Here is a 20,402-nt window from a genome sequence, read left to right as displayed (position 1 = left end):
GAGGTGCGCCTGAGAATCGTTCAAGAGTCGTGCAGGAGTGCCGCGATGGCGCCCGGCAGGGCCTCGGCGATGTCGAGGGCGACAAGCGGACCGCCGCCCGACGCCCGCTCCCCCGCCCGGCCGTGCAGCCAGGCGCCCGCCGCGGCGACGCGGGCGAAGCGGGCGGGATCCGCGACGAGGTCGTCCGAGCGCGCGGCGGCGAGCGCGCCGAGGATGCCCGCGAGCACGTCCCCGGAGCCGGCGGTGGCGAGCCACGCCGGCCCTGCCTGCAATCGGTGGCCGCTGCCGTCCGGCCGGACCACGAAGGTCGTGCTGCCCTTGAGCAGCACCGTGACGCCGAGCAGCTCCGCCGCGCGCGCGGCCCAACCCGCGCCGTCCGCCTCGACGGCCCGTCGCTCCACCTCGACGCCGCGGTCGCCGAGGAGCTTCGCGAGCTCGCCCGCGTGCGGGGTGACGAGCGTCGGCCCCTCCGTGCCGCGGGCGAGGTCGAGCGCACCGGCGTCGAGCACGACGGGCAGCCCCTGCGACAGGGCTGCCTCGATCTGCTCGCGCAGCTCGCCCGAGCGCTGCTCGGCGTCCATGCCCGAGCCGATCACCCACGCCTGAACCCGGCCGGGCGCGGTCACCGCCTCGGGCCTCCGCTGCAGCACGAAGCGGGCGGCGCCCTCGTCGCCGAGGTAGCGGATCATGCCTGTCCCCGCGCGGGCCGCACCCTCGACGCCGAGCACCGCGGCGCCCGGATACCGGGCCGATCCGGTGAGGATGCCGACGACGCCGCGCGAGTACTTGTCGTCGCCCGGGACGGGCACGCGGTACTCCGCCGCAGTGTCCGCGTCCGTCCAGCCCGAGATCGCCGTCATGGGGACACCCTATTTCCGGCCCCGCACCGGGACTCGCGCGGTGCGGGGCCCGGCGGCGCGGCCCGGCCCGCTCCCTCGCGGGGCTAGCGTGGACAGAGCCCGCCGTCGGGCCTTCCTTTCCACGCCGACCTCGGAGCCGCATGCCGTCCGTCCTGTTCACCCCGCTCACGCTCCGCGGCGTCACCGCCCGCAACCGGATCTGGGTCGCGCCGATGTGCCAGTACTCGGTGGACCGGCACGACGGCGTGCCGACCGAGTGGCACCTCGTGCACCTCGGCAGCCTCGCGCGGGGCGGAGCAGGGGGCGTCATCGTCGAGGCGACGGCCGTGGTGCCGGAGGGGCGTATCACGCCCGAGGACACGGGCCTCTGGAACGACGAGCAGGCCGAGGCGTGGCGACCCATCGTCCGATTCCTGCACGGCCAGGGCGCTGTCGCGGGGATCCAGCTGGCCCACGCCGGGCGGAAGGCGTCGACCTGGCGGCCCTGGGCACCGGTGTCCGGCTCGGTGCCGCTCGACCAGGGCGGCTGGCCGACCGTCGCGCCGTCCGCCGTCGCGTTCGACGGGTACGCGGAGCCGAGCGCACTCGACGCCGCCGGCATCGACGCCGTGGTCGACGCGTTCGCGGCCGCGACCCGGCGGGCCGTCGAGGCGGGCTTCGACCTCGTCGAGGTGCACGCCGCGCACGGCTACCTGCTGCACCAGTTCCTGTCGCCGCTCAGCAACTTCCGCGAGGACGAGTACGGCGGGAGCCTCGAGAACCGGGCGCGCCTGCTGCTGCGCGTCGTGCGGGCGGTGCGCGAGGCGGCCGGTGCGGACGCGCCCGTGCTCGTCCGGTTCAGCGGCACGGACTGGGCGCACGGCGGCTGGACCGTCGAGGACACGGCCGCCGTCGCCGACTGGTGCCGGGAGGCGGGCGCCGACCTGTTCGACGTCTCGAGCGCGGGTCTCGTGCCCGGCGTCGACATCCCCGTCGGCCCCGGCTACCAGGTGCACCTCGCCGAGCACGTGCGCGAGGCGATCGAGTCGCCCGTCGGCGCGGTGGGGCTCATCACCGATCCGCATCAGGCGGAGGAGATCGTCGCCTCCGGCCGGGCCGACGTGGTCCTGCTCGCCCGCGAGCTGCTGCGCGATCCGCACTTCCCGCTCCGCGCCGCGCACGAGCTCGGTGCGCAGCTCGACTACTGGCCGCCGCAGTACCTCCGGGCGCGCTGGCGCGGCTGAGGGCCGGGACTCCTCGGCCAAGGGCCGCGCGCGCGCTCAGCGGCGACGGGTCGCGTCCTGCACCTCGCCGACGAGCTCCTCGATGATGTCCTCGAGGAACAGCACGCCCGCCGTCGCCCCCTGCTGGTCGAAGGCACGGCCCAGGTGGGCGCCCGCGCGGCGCATGGTGGCCAGGGCGTCCTCCAGCTCGGTGCCCTCGTAGACGGACACCAGCTGGCGGATGAACTTCGGCGGCACCGGCCGGTGCGCCTCGTCGTCGTCGAGCTCGAGCACGTCCTTGAGGTGCAGGTAGCCGGTCGGCTCCCCCGTCTCGTCGACGAGCACGTAGCGGGAGAAGCCGTGCTGGCTGACGGCGCGCTCGAGGGCGGCGGGCGTCACGTCCTCGGGGAGGCTGACCAGCTGGCCCACCGGGATCGCGACGTCCGACACGCGCTTCTCGGTGAACTCGAACGCGGCCGTCAGCGCGCCGGTGCGGTCGGTGAGGACGCCCTCGCGTGTCGACTGGTCGACGATCGTCTGCACCTCCTCGAGGGTGAACGTGCTGTTCGCCTCGTCCTTCGGCTCGATCTTGAACAGCCGGACGAACGCGTTCGCGATCGCGTTGAGGGCCCGGATGATCGGGCGGAACACGGTCGCGAAGAACACGAGCGGCGCCGCGAGCAGCAGCACGGCGCGATCCGGCACCGAGAAGGAGAGGTTCTTCGGCACCATCTCGCCGAAGACCACGTGCAGGAACGACACGAGGAGCAGGGCGATCACGAACGAGATCGCGCCGATGGCGCCCTCCGGCAGCCCGGTGTAGTGCAGCGGGACCTCGAGCAGGTGGTGGATCGCCGGCTCGGACACATTGAGGATCAGCAGCGAGCAGATCGTGATGCCGAGCTGCGTGGTCGCGAGCATCAGCGTCGCGTGCTCCATCGCGAACAGCGCGGTCCGCGCGCTGCGCTTGCCCTTCTCGGCGAGCGGCTCGATCTGCGACCGGCGCGCGGAGATGACGGCGAACTCGGCCGCCACGAAGAACGCGTTGATGGCCAGCAGCACGAAGAGTGCGGCGATGCCGCCCCAGTCGCTCACGATGCGCTCCCGTCCTCGTTCGGCTCGTCGGGGTTCGGGGTGAATCGGATCCGGTCGATGCGGCGGCCGTCCATCCGCACGACGCGGAGTGTTCCCGCGGGGATCGCCACCTCGTCGCCGACGGCGGCGATGCGGCCGAGCTCGCTGAGCACGAAGCCGGCGACCGTCTCGTAGGGGCCCTCCTCGGGCACCTCGATGCCGGTCTGGTCGAGCAGCTCGTCGGGGCGGAGGCTGCCGGGGAAGGACAGCGACGTCTTGGTGCGGACGACGCCGGCCCGCGTCCGGTCGTGCTCGTCGACGAGGTCGCCGACGAGCTCCTCGACGAGGTCCTCGAGGGTGGCGACACCCGCGGTGCCGCCGTACTCGTCGACGACGACAGCCATCTGGTAGCCGCGTCCGCGCAGCTCCTCGAGCAGGGTGTCGAGGTGCATCGTCTCCGGCACACGGAGCGCCTCGGTCTCGAGCGCGCCGACGGGAACGGTCGCGCGCCGGTCGCGGGGAACGCTGACCGCCTGCTTGATGTGCACGAGGCCGACGATGTCGTCGAGGCCGCCGTCGGTGACGGGGAAGCGCGAGTAGCCGGTGCGCCGGGCGAGCTCGAGCACGTCGGTGGCGCTGTCGGAGCGCTCGAGGCTCGCGATCCGCGGGCGCGGCGTCATGACGTCCGCCGCCGTGTGGTCGGAGAAGCCGAGGGTGCGGGTGAGGAGGGTCGCGGTGTCGCGGTCGAGGACGCCCTCCTGCGCCGAGCGCCGCACGAGCGAGCTCAGCTCGTCCGCGGTGCGGGCGCCCGACAGCTCCTCCTTCGGCTCGACGCCGAGGAGGCGCAGGACGGCGTTCGCGGTGCCGTTCAGCAGTGCGACGGCGGGCCGGAACACGGTCGTGAACAGCACCTGGAACGGGATCACGACCTTCGCGGTCATCCGCGGCACCGACAGTGCGAGGTTCTTCGGCACGAGCTCACCGAAGATCATCGACAGCAGGGTCGCGAGCAGCACGCCGGCGATCGTGCCGATGGGCCCGATCAGGGCCTCCGGCACTCCGGCGGTGCCGAGCGGCCCGCGCAGCAGCGAGCTGATCGCGGGCTCCATCGTGTAGCCGGTGAGCAGCGTCGTGATCGTGATGCCGAGCTGCGCGCTCGACAGGTGCGTGGAGGTGACGCGGAGCGCGCCGATGATGACGCCGAGGTGCCGCTCCCCCTTCGCCTCACGCGCCTCGAGGTCGCCTCGGTCGAGGTTGACGAGCGCGAACTCGGAGGCGACGAAGAAGCCGGTGCCGATCGTGAGAACCACGCCGGCGGCGAACATCAGCCAGTCAAACAGCACGAGTCAGCCCCATCCACCGCGAAGGTGCGGGGCGACTGGTATGGGCGTTCGGAGGGTCGTCCATAAGTCGAACCAGTATACGGACGCCCACCCGCCGCGGCGCCGTGCGGGGTCTTGCGAGGGTGAATCGCAACGTCGCGTGCAAAACGCAACGCTCCCCTGTTGCGTTTTGCACTTGGCGTTGCGGTCAGCCCGAGCACCGGGGTCCGTCCTGCACCCTCGGCGGGACGCGCGCCTCTCCACGGATGGGAGACGGCGGCCGCGCACCGGGTTCTACGCCTGGAAGGTGGTGCCATGTCTGCGCACCTGGAGATTCCGCCGGCCGAACTTCTGCTGGCCGCTGAGTACCGGCGTCGAGGCGGTGACTCGCGCTCGCTGTCGCGAGCCGTCGACGACGGCCGGCTGGTCCGCGTGCGTCGCGGGGTGTACGTCAGCGCCGAGACCTGGAGGCCGCTCTCTAAGGAGCAGCGCGCAGTCCTGCACCTGCAGGCGTTCGCTGCGATCGCCGACACCGAGCCGCTGTTCTGTCATCAGTCGGCCGCCGTCCTCCACGGCCTGCCGCTCCTCGAATTGGATGCCTCCGCCATCCACATCGCAGGTCGAACCGGGTCCGGCGGGCGCCGGGACGACGGAGTGCACCGGCACGTTCTGGGCGGGTCCTGGCGAGGCGGAGAGGACGTTCGCCATGGGCTCAAGGTCACTTCGCTGGCGCGGACGATGTTCGACCTCGCAGCAGCTCTTCCGTTCCGGGATGCGGTCGTCGTCCTCGACGCCGGACTTCGCGCGGGCGCGAATCGGCGATTCCTGCAGCACCTGGCCGGTGCGTCCGGCTACCGCGCAGTGCGCCGTGTCGCTCGTGCACTCGAGTTCGCGACGCCTCTCGCCGAGTCGCCGGGTGAGTCACTCAGCCGGGTGGTGATCCACGAGCTCGGGCTTCCGGCGCCGATCCTGCAGCAGGAGTTCCGCGACGGTCGCGGGTTCATCGGCCGGGTCGACTTCTGGTGGCCCGAGCAGCAGGTCATCGGCGAGTTCGACGGAGCGATCAAGTACGGGACCCGTCTACCCGGGGCGCCGGAGGACCGGCTCTGGCAGGAGAAGCTTCGGGAGGATCGGCTCCGCGGGGTGAACCCGAAGGTCGTCCGGTGGGTGTGGGACGACCTGAAGGTGCCCCAACGCCTCGCCGCGCTGCTCGCCGCTGCTGGAGTGCGCGCGTGAGCAACGCAACCGCAGGTGCAAATCGCAACCGGGGAACGTTGCGAATCGCGCCGGACGTTGCGTCCAGTCGCGACTACCAGCTGGCGGGGAGGGCCTTGCCCTCCTCGTAGCCGGCCGCGGACTGGATGCCGACCCGGGCGCGCTGCTGGAACTCCTCGACGGTGCGGGCGCCCGCGTAGGTGAGGGAGGAGCGGACCCCCGAGGTGATCATGTCGAGGAGGTCCTCGACGGAGGGGCGCAGCGGGTCGAGGTAGATGCTCGAGGCCGAGATGCCCTCCGCGAAGAGCTCGCGGCGCGCCAGCTCGGAGGGGTCGAGGCGGTTGAAGCGCTCGCGGACCGCCTTCGTCGACGCCATGCCCCAGCTCTGCTTGTAGAGGCGGCCGTCCTCGTCCGTCTCCAGCTTGCCGGGCGCCTCGATCGTGCCCGCGAACCAGGAGCCGATCATCACCGACGCCGCGCCCGCGGCGAGCGCGAGCGCCACGTCGCGGGGGTAGCGGATGCCGCCGTCCGCCCAGACGGTGACCCCCGCCTCGCGCGCCGCCTCCGCCGTCTCCAGCACCGCCGAGAACTGGGGCCGGCCGACCGCGGTCATCATGCGCGTCGTGCACATCGCGCCGGGGCCGACGCCGACCTTGACGATGTCCGCGCCGGCCGCGGCGAGATCGCGGACGCCCTCCGCGGTCACGACGTTCCCCGCGACGATCGGGATGCCGAGCTGCAGCGCCCGGATCTTCGCGAGGGCGCGGAGCATGCCCTCCTGGTGGCCGTGCGCAGTGTCGACGACGAGCACGTCGACCCCGGCCGCCGCGAGGGCCTGCGCCTTCGCGGCGGGATCGCCGTTCACGCCGACCGCTGCCGCGACGCGGAGCCGGCCGGACGAGTCGACCGCGGGCCGGTAGATCGCGCCGCGGAGCGCGCTCGTCCGGCTCAGGGAGCCGACGACACGCCCGTGCTCCAGAACGGGGGCGAACGAGATTCCGGCGGTCGCCATCGCGTCGAAGGTGGCCCGCGGCGAGTCCAGGTCGCCGGCCTCCAGCGACGTCGCCCGGCCGGCGACGAGGTCGCCGATGCGCGCGTCGGGAAGGGCGCTGCCGAGCCGCGGGGCGGGCACCACCCCGACCAGGGTGCCGTCCTCGACCACCACGATGCCGTGGCCGTCGAGCGGCGGCAGCAGCTCGCGGGCGGCGGCGACCGTCGCGGTCGGCGGCAGCGTATGCGCGCTGTCGTATGCGGTCGGCTGGGCCTTCACCCAGCGGATCGCGGCGTCGAGCTCCTGCAGCGGCAGATCCTGCGGCAGCACGCCGAGACCGCCGCGGCGGGCCAGCGCTCCGGCCAGCCGGGGGCCGGTCACGGAGTTCATGTTGGCCGCGACGATCGGCAGCGTCGCCCCGCTCCCGTCCGGCGGCGTCAGCGACACGTCGAGCCGGCTCGGCACATCCGACCGACTCGGCACCAGGAAGACGTCGGAGTAGGTGAGGTCATGACTCGGCACGGGGCCGCAGAACTCCATGACTCCACGCTAACGCCCAGCCTGAAAGCCCCGGCCGGGGGCGCCGAGCGATTAGGCTTGAGCGCTGGACGGGGAACCCGAAAAAGTGAGAGTGGGCGAGGCACCGTGTCAAGTCAATTGACCGGAACTGATGAGGGTGCGGCCGCGGAATTCGGCGCCAACGAATGGCTCGTGGATGAGCTGTACGAGCGCTACCAAGCGGACAAGAACAGCGTTGACCGGTCGTGGTGGCCGGTGCTCGAGAGCTACCACCCGGTAGAGACGCATGCCGTGGAGGGAATTCCCGCCACGGACGCGACGACGAGCACCGACGCGACGAGCACCGCAACGACGAGCACCGAGGGGGCGGCCGGCAACGGCCAGGCGGCCAAGACGCAGGCGTCGGCGGGATCGGCGCCCGAGCAGTCGATCAACCCGCCGGGGGTGCCGGAGGGCCCGAGCGTCGCTCCGGGCGGCCCGAGCGAGCCCAACCCGGCGTACCCGGTGGAGCCGACGGCACCGAACCCCAGCGAGCCGACGATCCCGCTGCCGCCGGAGCCGGAGACGCAGCCGGAGCGCGGCGCCGCCCCGGGCCGTGCGAGCGCGGCGCAGACGGTCGACCCGGCCCAGGTGTCTCCCTCCGCGCCGGCGACGGTGGCCGCGCGCACCACGTCGATGGCGCCGCGCGCGCAGCCGATCCCGGCGGATGCGCCCGCCGTGAAGGCGCAGGCGGGCGCCGCGGCCGATGACGTCACCACTCCCCTCCGCGGGATGGCGAAGACGCTCTCGGCCAACATGGACCAGAGCCTCACGATCCCGACGGCGACGAGCGTCCGGACGATCCCGGCGAAGCTGATGATCGACAACCGGATCGTCATCAACAACCACCTGAAGCGCACGCGCGGCGGCAAGATCTCGTTCACGCACCTCATCGGCTGGGCGATCGTGCAGGTCCTCAAGGACTTCCCGAGCCAGAACGTGCACTACGCCGAGGTCGACGGCAAGCCGTCGGTCGTCCAGCCCGCACACGTCGGACTCGGCATCGCGATCGACGTGCCGAAGCCCGACGGCACCCGCGCCCTGCTCGTGCCGAGCATCAAGCGCGCCGACACGATGGACTTCGGCGAGTTCATCGCCGCCTACGAGGCGCTCGTCCGCAAGGCGCGCGCGAACAAGCTCGAGGCGGCCGACTTCTCCGGCACCACCATCTCGCTGACGAACCCGGGCGGCATCGGCACGGTGCACTCGGTGCCGCGCCTGATGAAGGGCCAGGGCACCATCGTCGGCGCCGGCGCCCTCGAGTACCCGGCCGAGTTCCAGGGCTCGAGCGAGAAGACCCTCGTCGAGCTCGGCATCGGCAAGACGATCACGCTCACCTCGACCTACGACCACCGGGTCATCCAGGGTGCGGGCTCGGGCGAGTTCCTCAAGCTGGTGCACGAGCTGCTGATCGGCAAGCGCGACTTCTACGACGAGATCTTCGCGGCGCTGCGCATCCCGTACGCCCCGATCCGGTGGAACCCGGACATCAACGTCGACCTCTCCGAGCGGGTCTCGAAGACGGCGCGCGTCCAGGAGCTCATCAACTCGTACCGGGTCCGCGGCCACCTGATGGCCGACACCGACCCGCTCGAGTACCGGCAGCGCTCCCACCCCGACCTCGAGATCGAGAGCCACGGCCTCACCTTCTGGGACCTCGACCGCGAGTTCGTCGTGGGCGGCTTCGGCGGCAAGCGCTCGGCGAAGCTGCGCGACATCCTCGGCATCCTCCGCGACTCCTACTGCCGCACGGTCGGCCTGGAGTACATGCACATCCAGGTGCCCGAGCAGCGCAAGTGGATCCAGGAGAAGGTCGAGCGGCCGTACGTCAAGCCGACGCACGACGAGCAGATGCGCATCCTCAGCAAGCTCAACGAGGCCGAGGCGTTCGAGACGTTCCTGCAGACGAAGTACGTCGGCCAGAAGCGCTTCAGCCTCGAGGGCTCCGAGTCGCTGATCTCGCTGCTCGACACCGTCATCCAGGGCGCGGCCGAGGACGGCCTCTCCGAGGTCGGCATCGGCATGGCCCACCGCGGCCGCCTCAACGTGCTGACGAACATCGCGGGGAAGACCTACGGGCAGATCTTCCGCGAGTTCGAGGGCACCCAGGACCCGAAGACGGTCCAGGGCTCCGGCGACGTCAAGTACCACCTCGGCACCGAGGGCACGTACCAGGGCGTCGACGGCACCACGATCCCCGTCTACCTCGCCGCGAATCCGTCACACCTGGAGGCCGTCGACGGCGTCCTCGAGGGCATCGTCCGCGCGAAGCAGGACCGCTTCCCGGTGGGCACCTTCCCCGTGCTCCCGATCCTCATCCACGGCGACGCCGCGATGGCCGGCCAGGGCGTCGTGGTGGAGACGCTGCAGATGTCGCAGCTGCGCCCGTACCGGACCGGCGGCACGATCCACATCGTCGTCAACAACCAGGTCGGCTTCACGACCGCCCCGTCGGAGTCGCGCTCGTCGATCTACTCGACGGACGTCGCGAAGACGATCCAGGCGCCGATCCTGCACGTGAACGGCGACGACCCGGAGGCGGTGTCCCGCGTCGCGGAGCTCGCCTTCGAGTACCGCCAGACGTTCCACCGCGACGTCGTCATCGACCTCGTCTGCTACCGCCGACGCGGCCACAACGAGGGCGACGACCCGTCGATGACCCAGCCGCTCATGTACAACCTCATCGAGGCGAAGCGCAGCGTCCGCAAGCTCTACACGGAGTCCCTGGTCGGCCGCGGCGACATCACCCAGGAGGAGTACGACCGGGCGCACCGCGACTTCCAGGACCGCCTGGAGCGCGCCTTCGCGGAGACGCACGCCGCGCAGACGTCGTCGACGCCGGTCGTGCCGCAGGGCACGGACGAGGTCGAGGGCCTCGACCTCCCCGACGCCCAGCAGGGCGAGGCGGATCCCGACGTCGAGCCGCGCTCGACCGCGGTCGACGAGTCGGTGATCCAGCTGATCGGCGACGCCCACCAGAACCGGCCCGCCGGCTTCACGGTGCACCCGAAGCTCGAGGCGCTGCTCAAGAAGCGCGCCGAGATGAGCCGCAGCGGCGGGATCGACTGGGCGTTCGGCGAGCTGCTCGCGATCGGCTCCCTCCTCACCGAGGGCACGCCGGTCCGCATGGCGGGTCAGGACAGCCGCCGCGGCACGTTCACGCAGCGCCACGCCGTGTTCCACGACCGGGTCAACGGCCAGGAGTGGCTGCCGCTGTCGAATCTCGCGGAGGACCAGGCGAAGTTCTGGATCTACGACTCGCTGCTCAGCGAGTACGCCGCGATGGGCTTCGAGTACGGCTACTCGGTGGAGCGGTCGGACGCGCTCGTGCTGTGGGAGGCCCAGTTCGGCGACTTCGCGAACGGCGCCCAGATCGTCATCGACGAGTTCGTGACCTCGGCCGAGCAGAAGTGGGGCCAGCACTCGTCCGTCGTGCTGCTGCTGCCGCACGGCTACGAGGGCCAGGGCCCGGACCACTCGTCCGCCCGCATCGAGCGCTACCTGCAGATGTGCGCCGAGAACAACATGACGGTCGCGCAGCCGTCGACGCCCGCGTCGTACTTCCACCTGCTGCGCCGCCAGGCCTACCAGAGGCCGCGCCGGCCGCTCGTGGTGTTCACGCCGAAGTCGATGCTCCGCCTCCGCGGTGCGACGAGCGACGTGGCAGCGTTCACCTCGGGCCGCTTCGAGCCGGTGATCGACGACGCGAGGATCACCGACAAGGCCGCCGTGAAGCGCGTGGTGCTGCACGCGGGCAAGCTGCACTACGACCTGGTCGGGGAGCTCGCGAAGCGGGACGACCCGAACTCGGTCGCGCTGGTGCGCCTCGAGCAGTACTACCCGGTGCCCGAGCGCGAGCTCGGCGAGATCATCGCATCCTACCCGAACGCCGAGCTGGTGTGGGCGCAGGACGAGCCGGAGAACCAGGGCGCCTGGCCGCTCGTCTGCCTGGTCGCGACCAAGAAGCTGCAGGACCGGTCGATCTCCGTGGTCGCCCGCCCGGCCGCGGCCTCCCCGGCCGCCGGCTCCGCGAAGCGCCACGCGGTGGAGCAGGCCGACCTGGTCCGCCGCGCGCTCGGCTAGCAGGCCGCCGCAACGACGAAAGCCCCGCCGACCGGAAGGTCGGCGGGGCTTTCGTCGGCTCGGGCGCGAGCGTCCCGGATCGGGGCGGCTCTGAAAGCGGCCGAGCACCGGGCGTGCACGGGCACGCCTTTAGGTCAGTGGGTCTGCAGGACCCGCAGTCGCTCCAGGACCTGGACGCGCAGTTCTTCGGGCGCGGCGTCCTTGCACGCGCGCTTCACGGCGTCGGTGAGCACAAGACCCACCTTCAGCTCGGCGGCGCAGTCGGGGCAGTTCTCCATGTGCTCACGAATGTCCGCGGCATCCTCGCCGCGGAGCTCGTTGTGGAGATACTCCTCGAGCTCGGCCTTCGCCTTCTCGCAACCGCAGTCGGTCATCCCTGCGCTCCGTCCTTCTTCTTCGGGGAGCGGCGCCGCGACGTCGCCCCGACCTGGATTCCGCGCTCGCGCGCGTATTCGCCCAACAGCTCCCGCAGGAGCCTCCTGCCTCGATGCAGCCGGCTCATGACGGTGCCGACAGGGGTCTTCATGATGTCCGCGATCTCCTGGTAGGAGAAACCTTCCACGTCCGCGAGGTAGACGGCGAGGCGGAAGTCCTCCGGAACCGCCTGCAGCGCGTCCTTCACCGCCGAGTCGGGCAGGTGATCGATCGCCTCCGCCTCGGCGGACCGGCTGACCATCGACGTCGTCGCCGACTCGGCGCTGCCCAGCTGCCAGTCCTCGAGGTCGTCGAGAGTGCCCTGGTACGGGTCGCGCTGCTTCTTCCGGTAGTTGTTGATGAACGTGTTCGTCAGGATGCGGTACAGCCAGGCCTTCAGGTTGGTGCCCTGCTGGAACTGGCGGAAGGCGCTGAAGGCCTTCACGAACGTCTCCTGGACGAGGTCCTGCGCGTCGGCCGGGTTGCGGGTCATCCGCATGCCGGCGGCGTAGAGCTGGTCGAGGTAGGGCAGCGCCTGGCTCTCGAAGAGGTCGCGCAGGTCGGCCGGGCTGGAGGTCTCCTCGATCGCCTCGACGATCGTCGCCTCCGCCTCCGCCTCCGCGGCGTCCTCGTCGGCCGGGACGTCCTCGTCGACGGGCTCGTCGTTCTCGCCGGCCAGATCCTCGTCGGCGGCGAGGTCCTCGTCCCCCGCCCCGAGCTCGGCGTCGAGCTCCTGGTCGAGGTCGGTCGACTCCGCGTCGGTCGACTCCGCGTCCGCTCCCCCGGCGTCAACTCCCTCGCTCAGGGTGTCGTCACTGTCGAGGGGCGTCTCGCCCGGATCGGTCACGCTGCTCATCGCAGGCCAGCTTAGTTCCGGCGCACGGGAGGGCATGGTGAGAGTCACGGGCCCTCCCTTCGGTTGTCGCGGCCGCCGTTATTGTGGGAACCGATGGGGATCCTCGGATATTCCTCGCCCCGCTTCGAGCTGCCGGGCGACGACCACGGCACACGCGACCAGGACGGGCCGCGCAGCCCCGTCTGGTCGGCACCGGTGGCACGCGAGCCGCTGTCGGCGCGCCTCGCTCTGCCCGGCTCCAAGAGCCTCACCAACCGCGAGCTGGTGCTGTCGGCCCTCGCCGACGAGCCCACCCTGCTGCGGGCACCGCTGCACTCCCGCGACTCGGCGCTCATGGTCGACGCGCTCCGCTCCCTCGGCACGACCATCGAGGAGTCCGGCGGGGGCCCGTACGGGCCGGACCTGCTCGTCACCCCCGGCGAGCTCTCCGGCGGGGTGCCGATCGACTGCGGTCTGGCCGGAACCCTCATGCGGTTCGGCCCGCCGGTCGCCGCTCTCGCGCTCGGCCCGGTCACCTTCGACGGCGACGCGGCCGCCCGCCGCCGCCCGATGCGCACGACCATCGACTCCCTGCGCGGGCTCGGCGTGGACGTCGTGGACGACGGTCGCGCGGCCCTGCCGTTCACCGTGCACGGCACGGGACGCGTGCCGGGCGGCGAGCTCGGCATCGACGCGTCGGCGTCGAGCCAGTTCGTGTCCGGACTTCTGCTCGCTGCCCCCCGCTTCGACGAGGGTCTCCTGCTGACGCACACGGGCGACCGCCTGCCGAGCCTCCCGCACATCGAGATGACGCTCGCGGCCCTGCAGGCCCGCGGAGTGGATGCGCGCGCCACCGGCGAGGCCTCGTGGCGGGTCGCTCCCGGGCCGATCGCGGGAGGCGAGGTCACCCTCGAGCCGGACCTCTCCAACGCCGCGCCGTTCCTGGCGGCCGCGCTCATCGCCGGCGGCACCGTGCGGATCGCCGACTGGCCGCGCACGACGACGCAGGTCGGCGACTCGCTCCGCGAGCTGCTGACCGAGTTCGGCGCCGAGGTGAGCCGTGACGGCGACGACCTCGTCGTCGACGGCGGTCCCGGCCTGGTCGGCGGCCGCGAGCTTCCCGGCGTCACGCTCGACCTCTCCGCCGGCGGCGAGCTGGCGCCGACGATCGTCGCCCTGGCCGCCCTCGCCTCGGGCCCCAGCCGGATCACCGGCATCGGGCACCTCCGGGGCCACGAGACGGACCGCCTCGCCGCCCTCGCGACCGAGCTGAACGCGCTCGGCGGCCGGGTGACCGAGGAGGAGGACGGCCTCTCCCTCGAGCCGGCGCCGCTCTCCGCCCGGCCCGGCCGGCCGTGGCAGAGCTACGAGGACCACCGGATGGCGACCGCGGGCGCGCTCGTGGGTCTCGCCGTGCCCGGAGTCGAGGTCGCCGACATCGGCACCACCGCGAAGACCCTCCCCCAGTTCCCGGAGCTGTGGGCCCGGCTGCTCGGCGCGACGCCCATCGTCCCCGCATGACCCGGCCCCCGCGATGAGCTGGCTCGACGGCGACGAGGACGAGACGCCCTACGCCGACTACGACGAGACGGCCGCCCGCGTCCGCCCGAATCCGCGGGGCAGCCGCCCGCGCTCGAAGCACCGGCCCGAGCACGCGGACGCCGAGCGCGGCCGCGTCCTCACCGTCGACCGCGGCCGCGTGACCGTGCTGCTCGGCGAGGACACCGAGAAGGAGCGGGAGGTCTCGGCGAAGCGCGCGCGGGAGCTCGGGCGCAACTCGATCGTCACCGGCGACTTCGTGGACCTCGTCGGCGACACCTCCGGGGCCGAGGGCACTCTGTCGCGCGTGGTCCGGATCGCCGAGCGCACCACGCTCCTCCGCCGCAGCGCCGAGGACACCGACGACGTCGAGCGGATCATCGTCGCGAACGCCGACCAGATGATGATCGTCGTCGCCGCGGCGAACCCCGAGCCGCGCGCGCGGCTCGTCGACCGCTACCTGGTGGCCGCGTTCGACGCCGGCCTCGATCCGCTCCTCGTCGTGACGAAGGCCGATCTCGCGGACCCCGCCCCGTTCCTCGCCGAGTTCGAGGTGCTCAACCTCGACGTCGTGACGAGCGCGGCCGGCGAGGTGCCCCTCGCCGAGCTGCAGGAGCGGCTCGTGGGCCGCACGACGGTCGCCGTCGGCCACTCCGGAGTGGGCAAGTCGACGCTCGTCAACGCGCTCGTGCCCGGAGCCGATCGCGCCATCGGCTCGGTCAACGAGGTGACCGGCCGCGGCAGGCACACCTCCTCGTCGACGGTCTCGCTGCGGATGCGGGATGCGGAAGGTCGCACCGGCTGGATCATCGACACCCCGGGCGTCCGCTCCTTCGGCCTCGGCCACGTCCAGTCCGAGAACGTGCTGCGCTCCTTCGCTCAGCGTGCGATCGCCGCCGAGCCACCGGAGGGCGAGGTGCCGCTCGTGGAGGCGCACGACTGGGAGATCGTCGACCGGGTGCGCGGAGGGGAGCTCGGCGAGTCGGGCCGGCGCCGCCTCGAGTCGCTCGTCGGCCTGCTCACCACGCTCGATCCGCGCTCCCAGCAGGACTGGGACGACGACCCGGCGGACGATCGCACCGGGGACGTCACGCCATAGGCTGGGCGCGTGAGCTACGCCGACGATCTGAGGCTCGCGCGCGACCTGGCCGACATGGCCTCCGTCGTCGCCATGGACCGGTTCCGCGCGCAGGATCTGCGCGTCGAGACCAAGCCGGACCGCACCCCTGTCACCGACGCCGACCAGGCGGTCGAGCAGGCGCTCCGCGCCGCGCTCCAGGAGTCCCGATCCGACGACGCCATCCTCGGCGAGGAGTACGGCGGCGACCGGGCGTCCGGCCGGCAGTGGATCGTCGACCCGATCGACGGGACCGCCAACTTCCTGCGCGGCGTCCCGGTGTGGGGCACGCTCGTCGCGCTCGCGGTCGACGGCCGCCCGGTCGTCGGCGCCGTCGCGGCACCCGCGCTCGGCCGGCAGTGGTGGGGTGCCGAGGGCGAGGGCGCGTGGACCGCGGACCGCATCGGCGGGACGCCCCGCCGGCTCGCCGTGTCGGGGGTCCGCGAGCTGACGGATGCGTCGTTCAGCTACAACAGCCTCAAGGGCTGGCAGGAGGAGGGCCGCACCGAGGAGCTGCTCCGCCTCGCCGACTGCGTGTGGCGCACGCGCGCCTACGGCGAGTTCTGGTCCTACCTGCTCGTGGCGGAGGGCGCGCTCGACGTCGCCGCCGAGTTCGACCTGAAGCCGTACGACATGGCGGCCCTCGTGCCCATCGTCGAGGAGGCGGGCGGCCGCTTCACCTCGGTCGACGGCTCCCCCGGCCCATGGCACGGCAGCGCGCTCGCCACCAACAGCCACCTGCACGACCAGGTGCTGACCATGCTCGGCCGCTAGCCAGTCCGGCGAGGTTCTTCAGCAGGCACGGCGAGCCCCTTCAGCAGGCACTCCGCTCCTTCAGCAGGCGAAACAGGGCCGCGTATGCCTGCTGAACCCGGTCTGTGCCTGCTGAGGCGGGGGGGGGAGCGGCGGAGAGCGACCGTCGCCCGCCGCGAGCGCACCCAATGGAGCGGGCCGGCTCACCTGGCCGGCACCTCAGCCACGGCCCTCGCGGTTCAGCAGGCCGGCCGCCGCGGCGAGCACGTCCTCGGCCGTCACCGCGAGCAGCGCCGGGTCCGGCTCGCTGCCGAACGTGTCGCCCACGCGCAGCCGCGCGTCGGTGAGCACGACGTGCGGCCCGGGCGGCGGACCCCACTCCTCGGGCGGGGCGGGTCCGAAGATCACGACCGACGGCCGCCGGTACGCGGAGGCGAGGTGGGCGGCGCCGGTGTCCACGGAGACGACGATCTCGGCCGACGCGACCGTCGCCGCCATCTCCCGCAGCCCGATGCGGCCGGCGAGCACCTGCTCGTCGCGGAGGCCGGCGAGCTCGGCGACCTGGAGCGCCCGATCCCGCTCGCGCTCGCTGCCCGTGACGACGGCGCGGATGCCGTCCCGCTCGAACGCGCGCGCCACCTGGGCGAAGCGCTCCACCGGCCAGAAGCGCGAGCCGTAGAAGGCGCCGACGTGGATGACGGCCGAGCCGAGGTTCTCGGCGGGGCCCGGGTCGCCGATGCCGACCTCGTTCTCGTCGGCGGGCATCCCGTGCTCGGTGACGAGGCGGGCCCAGCGGTGCCGCTCGTGAATCCCGTCGAGCCAGACCGGCCCCTCCCAGCCCTCCGACCGGTGCCCGACCCGGCGCCGCGGCCGGATCGCCTCCAGCAGTCCCTTGCTCTCCCCGCCGTTGCCGTGCAGGTTCACCGCGATGTCGATGCGGCCGGGCTCGATCTCGAGCGGCCGGTCGAGCCCGGGTGCGGGGAGGAGCGCGTCCACCCCGGGGACGAGGTCGACGATCGGCTCGAGCCAGCCCGGCATCGCCAGGATGAGGCGGTGCTCCGGGTTCGAGCGGCGCAGCGCGTGGATCGCCGGCACCGCGACGAGGAGGTCGCCGAGCTTGAGGGTGCGGAGGGCGAGGAGCTCGGGACGTCCGTCCGGCTCGCCGAGCAGCATCACAGGAGGTCCTCCACGTCGTCCCACACGGCGTCCACCTCGATGGAGGTGAGGAAGGACGGGTCGTGCTCGCAGCGCTCCGCCGTCCAGCCGACCTGGGTGACGTCGATGCCGCACACCGGGCAGGTGCTCCGCCAGTCGAGGTGCACCCGATGCAGCGTCCGGCCGAGCGGGCCGGCGTTGATCAGGTTGCCCGCCCAGTAGAGGCCGACCGTCGGGCAGCCGACGGCCTGCGCGAGGTGACGCGGGCCGCTGTCGTTCCCGACGAGGGCGACGGCCTGGTCGAGGATCCCGACGAGCTGGCCGAGGTCGCCGAGCCCCGCCAGTGAGCGGACGCCGCCCTCCGGCGCGCCGTCGGCGATCGCGGCCTGCACGACGGCGTCGGCGAGCTCCTCCTCGCCCTCGGCGCCGAGCACGACGACGCGGACGCCCCGCCCGGTGGCGCGGGCGGCGATCGCTCCGAACCGGTCAGCGGGCCAGCGGCGGCGCGGATCGGTCGCGCTCGGGTGGATCGCGAGCACGGGCGGGCCGTTCCCGAGCAGCTCGGCAGCGCGCGCGACGTCGTCGTCGGTCGCGGTGAGCACCGGCTCGAGGGTCGCCGGCCGCGCCCCGACGAGACCGACCACCTCGAGGGCCCGCAGCACCTCGTGCTGGTAGTACCGGTACGGCACCGTGCGGTCGAGCGGGTCCGCGTCCGGGGTCCGCAGCCCGGCGGTGACCCTCGCACCGAGGCGCGTGAGGAACGGGTTCGAGTATCGGCCGCCGCCGTGCACCTGCACGCCGAGGTCGAACCGCCGCTCGCGCATCCGGGCCGCGAACTCCGCGACCTCGTTCGGGTCCGGCTCGGTGCCGGGCGAGAGCCGGACGCCCTCCGACACCGGCAGCACGACGACCTCGTCGACCGGGCCCGGCCGGTCGCGGAGCAGCGCGGCGTGGGCCGGCATGCCGAGCAGGGTGATGCGGGCGTCCGGGTAGCACTGGCGGAGGGCGTCGAGAGCGGGCATCGCGAACAGGAGGTCGCCGAGATTCCCGGCGCGCAGGACGGCGATCCGCTCCACCCCCTCGACGGGCTCGCCGATCGGTCCGAGTGCGGTGCCGGCCTCGGCCGTGCGGCGGGCGAGCGGGCGCTGGGTCATGGAGCCTCCTGCTCTATTTCTCTCATGGCGCCCCCTCCGCTCTCCAGTCGAGCCCCCGTTCGAAGAAGTGACTTCTTCTCGGCCATGCCTCAGAGTGGTCGAGGACGAAAGGAGAGCGGATGGACGACGTGCTGTCCACGACGCCCGCCCTGACCCTCGAGGTCGCGCGCCGGGTGCTCCAGGCCGCGCCTCTCGTCACGGTGTACGGCGAGCCGATGCTCGACGGCTGGTGGCACGGCACGAGCACGCGCCTCGCGCGCGAGGCGCCCGCGCCGATCGTCGCGCTCGGCGCCAAGGACGAGGTCCCGGGCGGCGCCGCGAACACGGCCATGAACCTCGCCGCGCTCGGGGCGCGGGTGCGCTTCGTGGGTCTCGTGGGCGAGGACGAGGCGGGCGCCTCCGTGCGCGCCGCCCTGGCCGAGGCGGGCGTCGACGTGACCTTCCTGCTCTCGGACAGCGAGCTCCGCACCATCACGAAGACGCGCATCGTGGTCGCCGACCAGGTGCTCGTGCGCCTCGACGAGGGCAACGACTCCGGCTATCCCCCGCAGGCGCTCGGGCGCCTGGCAGCCGCCGCCGTCGCCGCGTCCGAGGGCGCGGACGCCGAGATCGTCTGCGACTACGGGACCGGGATGCTGACCGGTCCGGTGCACGACGCCCTCGCCTCCCGCTCCTCCCGCCCCCCGGTGCTCCTCGTCGACGCCCGGGAGGACGGCGGCTGGGCCGACCTGTCCCCCGACCTCGTCACCCCGAACGCGGAGGAGACCGCCGCGCTCATGGGTGTTCCGCTCAAGCGGGGCACCGACCGCGTCGCCACCGTCACCGACCGGGCCGACCGGCTCCTCGCGGTGACCGGGGCGACCGCGGCCGTCGTCACCCTCGACCGGGACGGCACGGTGCTGCTCGACGGCACCGGCACCGTGCACCGCACGTGGGCGCGTCCGGCGAGCGACAAGCAGGCCTCGGGCGCCGGCGACACCTTCGCCGCCGCCCTGACGCTCGCCCGCGCCACGGGCCTCCCCCTCGCCGTGTCCGCGGACTTCGCGCAGGCCGCCGCCGACGTCGTCGTCGGCAGATCCGGCACCTCCGTCTGCTCGGGCGCCGACCTGCTCGGCCACCTCGCCCGCTTCGCCGACGCGGCGCTCTCGGCCGACGATCTCGCCCGCCGCCTCGCGGCGGAGCGAGCGGCCGGACGGCGCATCGTGTTCACCAACGGCTGCTTCGACGTGCTGCACCGGGGGCACACCGCGTACCTCAACCAGGCGAAGCGGCTCGGGGACGTCCTCGTCGTCGCGATCAACAGCGACGATTCGGTGCGGCGGCTGAAGGGCGAGAGCCGGCCCATCAACGCGGCCCCCGATCGCGCCGAGGTGCTCGCCTCGCTGAGCTGCGTCGACTATGTCACCATCTTCACGACCGACACCCCGATCCCCCTGCTCGAGCGCATCCGCCCCGACGTCTACGCGAAGGGCGGCGACTACACGGTCGAGACCCTGCCGGAGAGCCCCGTCGTGCAGTCGTACGGCGGGGAGGTGCGCATCCTCGACTACCTCGCCGACTACTCGACCACCGCGGTCGTCGACCGCATCCGGACGCCCGCGTCCGCGACGGACGACGTGGTGCGGCTCGAGCCCCGGTCGGCGCGTGCCACGCGGGCGCCGCGGACCCCGCGGAGGGCCGGCCTGTGACCGTGTCGCGGCGCTGGTCGGGCGACTGGGGCACCCCGCCGGAGCGGACCGAGCCCGTGGTCGACGTCCTCATCCCCACCTTCGGCCGTCCCGCCGAGCTCGCGGTCACCCTGGCCGGGCTGGCCGCCCAGGACGACCCGCCGTTCGACGTGCTCGTGAGCGACCAGTCGGAGCACGACGCCTCGATCGATGCTCCGGCGGTCCGTGCCATGGCCCGCGTTCTGCGGGCCCAGGGGCGCGGCGTCGAGCTGGTGCGGCACCTCCCCCGGCGCGGGCTCGCGGAGCACCGCCAGTTCCTGCTCGACTCCTCGAGCGCCGAGTACGTGCTGTTCCTCGACGACGACGTGTGGCTCGAGCCCGACTCCATCAGCCGGATGCTCGACGCCCTGCAGACGCTCGACTGCGGCTTCGTCGGCAGCGGCGTGCACGGGCTCTCGGCCCT

At 72.9% G+C, this 20,402-nt stretch carries 17 protein-coding genes; 8 read left to right on the top strand and 9 right to left on the bottom strand.

Annotated features, from left to right (window positions below):
- Positions 1 to 20: 20 nt before the first annotated feature.
- Complete coding sequence (locus J3P36_RS12940) at positions 21 to 860, bottom strand: ADP/ATP-dependent (S)-NAD(P)H-hydrate dehydratase (RefSeq protein WP_210508629.1); 840 nt, start codon at positions 858 to 860, stop codon at positions 21 to 23.
- Positions 861 to 1,000: 140 nt separating this feature from the next.
- Here J3P36_RS12940 and J3P36_RS12935 point away from each other — a divergent pair, with 140 nt between their 5' ends.
- Positions 1,001 to 2,083 carry an NADH:flavin oxidoreductase/NADH oxidase gene (locus tag J3P36_RS12935; protein ID WP_210508628.1) on the top strand — a complete coding sequence of 361 codons (1,083 nt, stop codon included), beginning with the start codon at positions 1,001 to 1,003 and terminating at the stop codon, positions 2,081 to 2,083.
- A 36-nt stretch (positions 2,084 to 2,119) separates the two neighbouring features.
- On the opposite strand, the gene J3P36_RS12930 is transcribed toward J3P36_RS12935, so the two are convergent.
- From J3P36_RS12930 to J3P36_RS12920, 3 genes are all read right to left on the bottom strand, one after another.
- Positions 2,120 to 3,157 carry a hemolysin family protein gene (locus J3P36_RS12930; protein ID WP_210508627.1) on the bottom strand — a complete coding sequence of 346 codons (1,038 nt, stop codon included), beginning with the start codon at positions 3,155 to 3,157 and terminating at the stop codon, positions 2,120 to 2,122.
- Complete coding sequence (locus tag J3P36_RS12925; protein ID WP_210508879.1) at positions 3,154 to 4,461, bottom strand: hemolysin family protein; 1,308 nt, start codon at positions 4,459 to 4,461, stop codon at positions 3,154 to 3,156. Before J3P36_RS12925 ends, J3P36_RS12930 begins: the two co-directional genes overlap by 4 nt.
- A 291-nt stretch (positions 4,462 to 4,752) precedes the next feature.
- The gene (locus J3P36_RS12920; RefSeq protein ID WP_210508626.1) at positions 4,753 to 5,166 is read right to left on the bottom strand and encodes a hypothetical protein; all 414 of its coding nucleotides are present in this window, start codon (positions 5,164 to 5,166) and stop codon (positions 4,753 to 4,755) included.
- A gap of 30 nt (positions 5,167 to 5,196) precedes the next feature.
- On the opposite strand from J3P36_RS12920, the gene J3P36_RS12915 reads away from it, so the two are divergent.
- Positions 5,197 to 5,694, top strand: coding sequence for a hypothetical protein (locus J3P36_RS12915; protein WP_210508625.1), 498 nt, complete (start codon positions 5,197 to 5,199; stop codon positions 5,692 to 5,694).
- Between the two features lie 73 nt (positions 5,695 to 5,767).
- On the opposite strand, the gene J3P36_RS12910 is transcribed toward J3P36_RS12915, so the two are convergent.
- The gene (locus tag J3P36_RS12910) at positions 5,768 to 7,204 is read right to left on the bottom strand and encodes a GuaB1 family IMP dehydrogenase-related protein (RefSeq protein ID WP_210508624.1); all 1,437 of its coding nucleotides are present in this window, start codon (positions 7,202 to 7,204) and stop codon (positions 5,768 to 5,770) included.
- 117 nt (positions 7,205 to 7,321) lie between these two features.
- Here J3P36_RS12910 and J3P36_RS12905 point away from each other — a divergent pair, with 117 nt between their 5' ends.
- Positions 7,322 to 11,305: a multifunctional oxoglutarate decarboxylase/oxoglutarate dehydrogenase thiamine pyrophosphate-binding subunit/dihydrolipoyllysine-residue succinyltransferase subunit gene (locus J3P36_RS12905; protein ID WP_282595182.1), complete on the top strand. Its 3,984-nt coding sequence runs from the start codon at positions 7,322 to 7,324 to the stop codon at positions 11,303 to 11,305.
- 134 nt (positions 11,306 to 11,439) lie between these two features.
- Here J3P36_RS12905 and J3P36_RS12900 read toward each other — a convergent pair whose 3' ends face one another.
- Both J3P36_RS12900 and J3P36_RS12895 read right to left on the bottom strand, forming a co-directional pair.
- Positions 11,440 to 11,679, bottom strand: a complete 240-nt coding sequence (locus tag J3P36_RS12900) for a zf-HC2 domain-containing protein (protein WP_210508622.1) — start codon at positions 11,677 to 11,679, stop codon at positions 11,440 to 11,442.
- A complete protein-coding gene (locus J3P36_RS12895; protein ID WP_210508878.1) occupies positions 11,676 to 12,317 on the bottom strand; it encodes a sigma-70 family RNA polymerase sigma factor in 642 nt (213 codons plus the stop codon). Before J3P36_RS12895 ends, J3P36_RS12900 begins: the two co-directional genes overlap by 4 nt.
- A 351-nt stretch (positions 12,318 to 12,668) precedes the next feature.
- Between J3P36_RS12895 and aroA the strand changes: the two genes are divergently transcribed.
- Genes aroA through hisN form a run of 3 tightly spaced genes read left to right on the top strand, consistent with a single transcriptional unit; the run spans position 12,669 to position 15,984 of the window.
- Entirely contained in the window at positions 12,669 to 14,075 is a 1,407-nt protein-coding gene (aroA, locus tag J3P36_RS12890; RefSeq protein WP_210508621.1) for a 3-phosphoshikimate 1-carboxyvinyltransferase, read from the top strand.
- Between the two features lie 13 nt (positions 14,076 to 14,088).
- Complete coding sequence (gene rsgA, locus J3P36_RS12885; protein WP_210508620.1) at positions 14,089 to 15,192, top strand: ribosome small subunit-dependent GTPase A; 1,104 nt, start codon at positions 14,089 to 14,091, stop codon at positions 15,190 to 15,192.
- A 9-nt stretch (positions 15,193 to 15,201) separates the two neighbouring features.
- Positions 15,202 to 15,984: a histidinol-phosphatase gene (hisN, locus tag J3P36_RS12880; protein ID WP_210508619.1), complete on the top strand. Its 783-nt coding sequence runs from the start codon at positions 15,202 to 15,204 to the stop codon at positions 15,982 to 15,984.
- A 198-nt stretch (positions 15,985 to 16,182) separates the two neighbouring features.
- Here the strand turns inward: hisN and J3P36_RS12875 are convergent, their stop codons facing one another.
- Positions 16,183 to 17,136, bottom strand: a complete 954-nt coding sequence (locus J3P36_RS12875) for a glycosyltransferase family 9 protein (protein WP_210508877.1) — start codon at positions 17,134 to 17,136, stop codon at positions 16,183 to 16,185.
- Positions 17,136 to 18,272, bottom strand: a complete 1,137-nt coding sequence (locus J3P36_RS12870; RefSeq protein ID WP_210508618.1) for a glycosyltransferase family 9 protein — start codon at positions 18,270 to 18,272, stop codon at positions 17,136 to 17,138. Before J3P36_RS12870 ends, J3P36_RS12875 begins: the two co-directional genes overlap by 1 nt.
- 119 nt (positions 18,273 to 18,391) lie before the next feature.
- Between J3P36_RS12870 and rfaE2 the strand changes: the two genes are divergently transcribed.
- Both rfaE2 and J3P36_RS12860 read left to right on the top strand, forming a co-directional pair.
- Positions 18,392 to 19,960 carry a D-glycero-beta-D-manno-heptose 1-phosphate adenylyltransferase gene (gene rfaE2 / locus J3P36_RS12865; RefSeq protein WP_210508617.1) on the top strand — a complete coding sequence of 523 codons (1,569 nt, stop codon included), beginning with the start codon at positions 18,392 to 18,394 and terminating at the stop codon, positions 19,958 to 19,960.
- Positions 19,957 to 20,402, top strand: a 446-nt coding sequence (locus J3P36_RS12860) for a glycosyltransferase family A protein (protein ID WP_307807090.1), incomplete at its 3' end; no start/stop codon positions are given. The genes rfaE2 and J3P36_RS12860, both read left to right, overlap by 4 nt.

Origin of the sequence: Naasia sp. SYSU D00057 (assembly GCF_017916505.1) — a bacterium.
Lineage (GTDB): Bacteria > Actinomycetota > Actinomycetes > Actinomycetales > Microbacteriaceae > Naasia.
The sequence above is the reverse complement of the archived record's forward strand: the minus strand, read 5'-3'. Positions and strand labels throughout refer to the sequence as shown.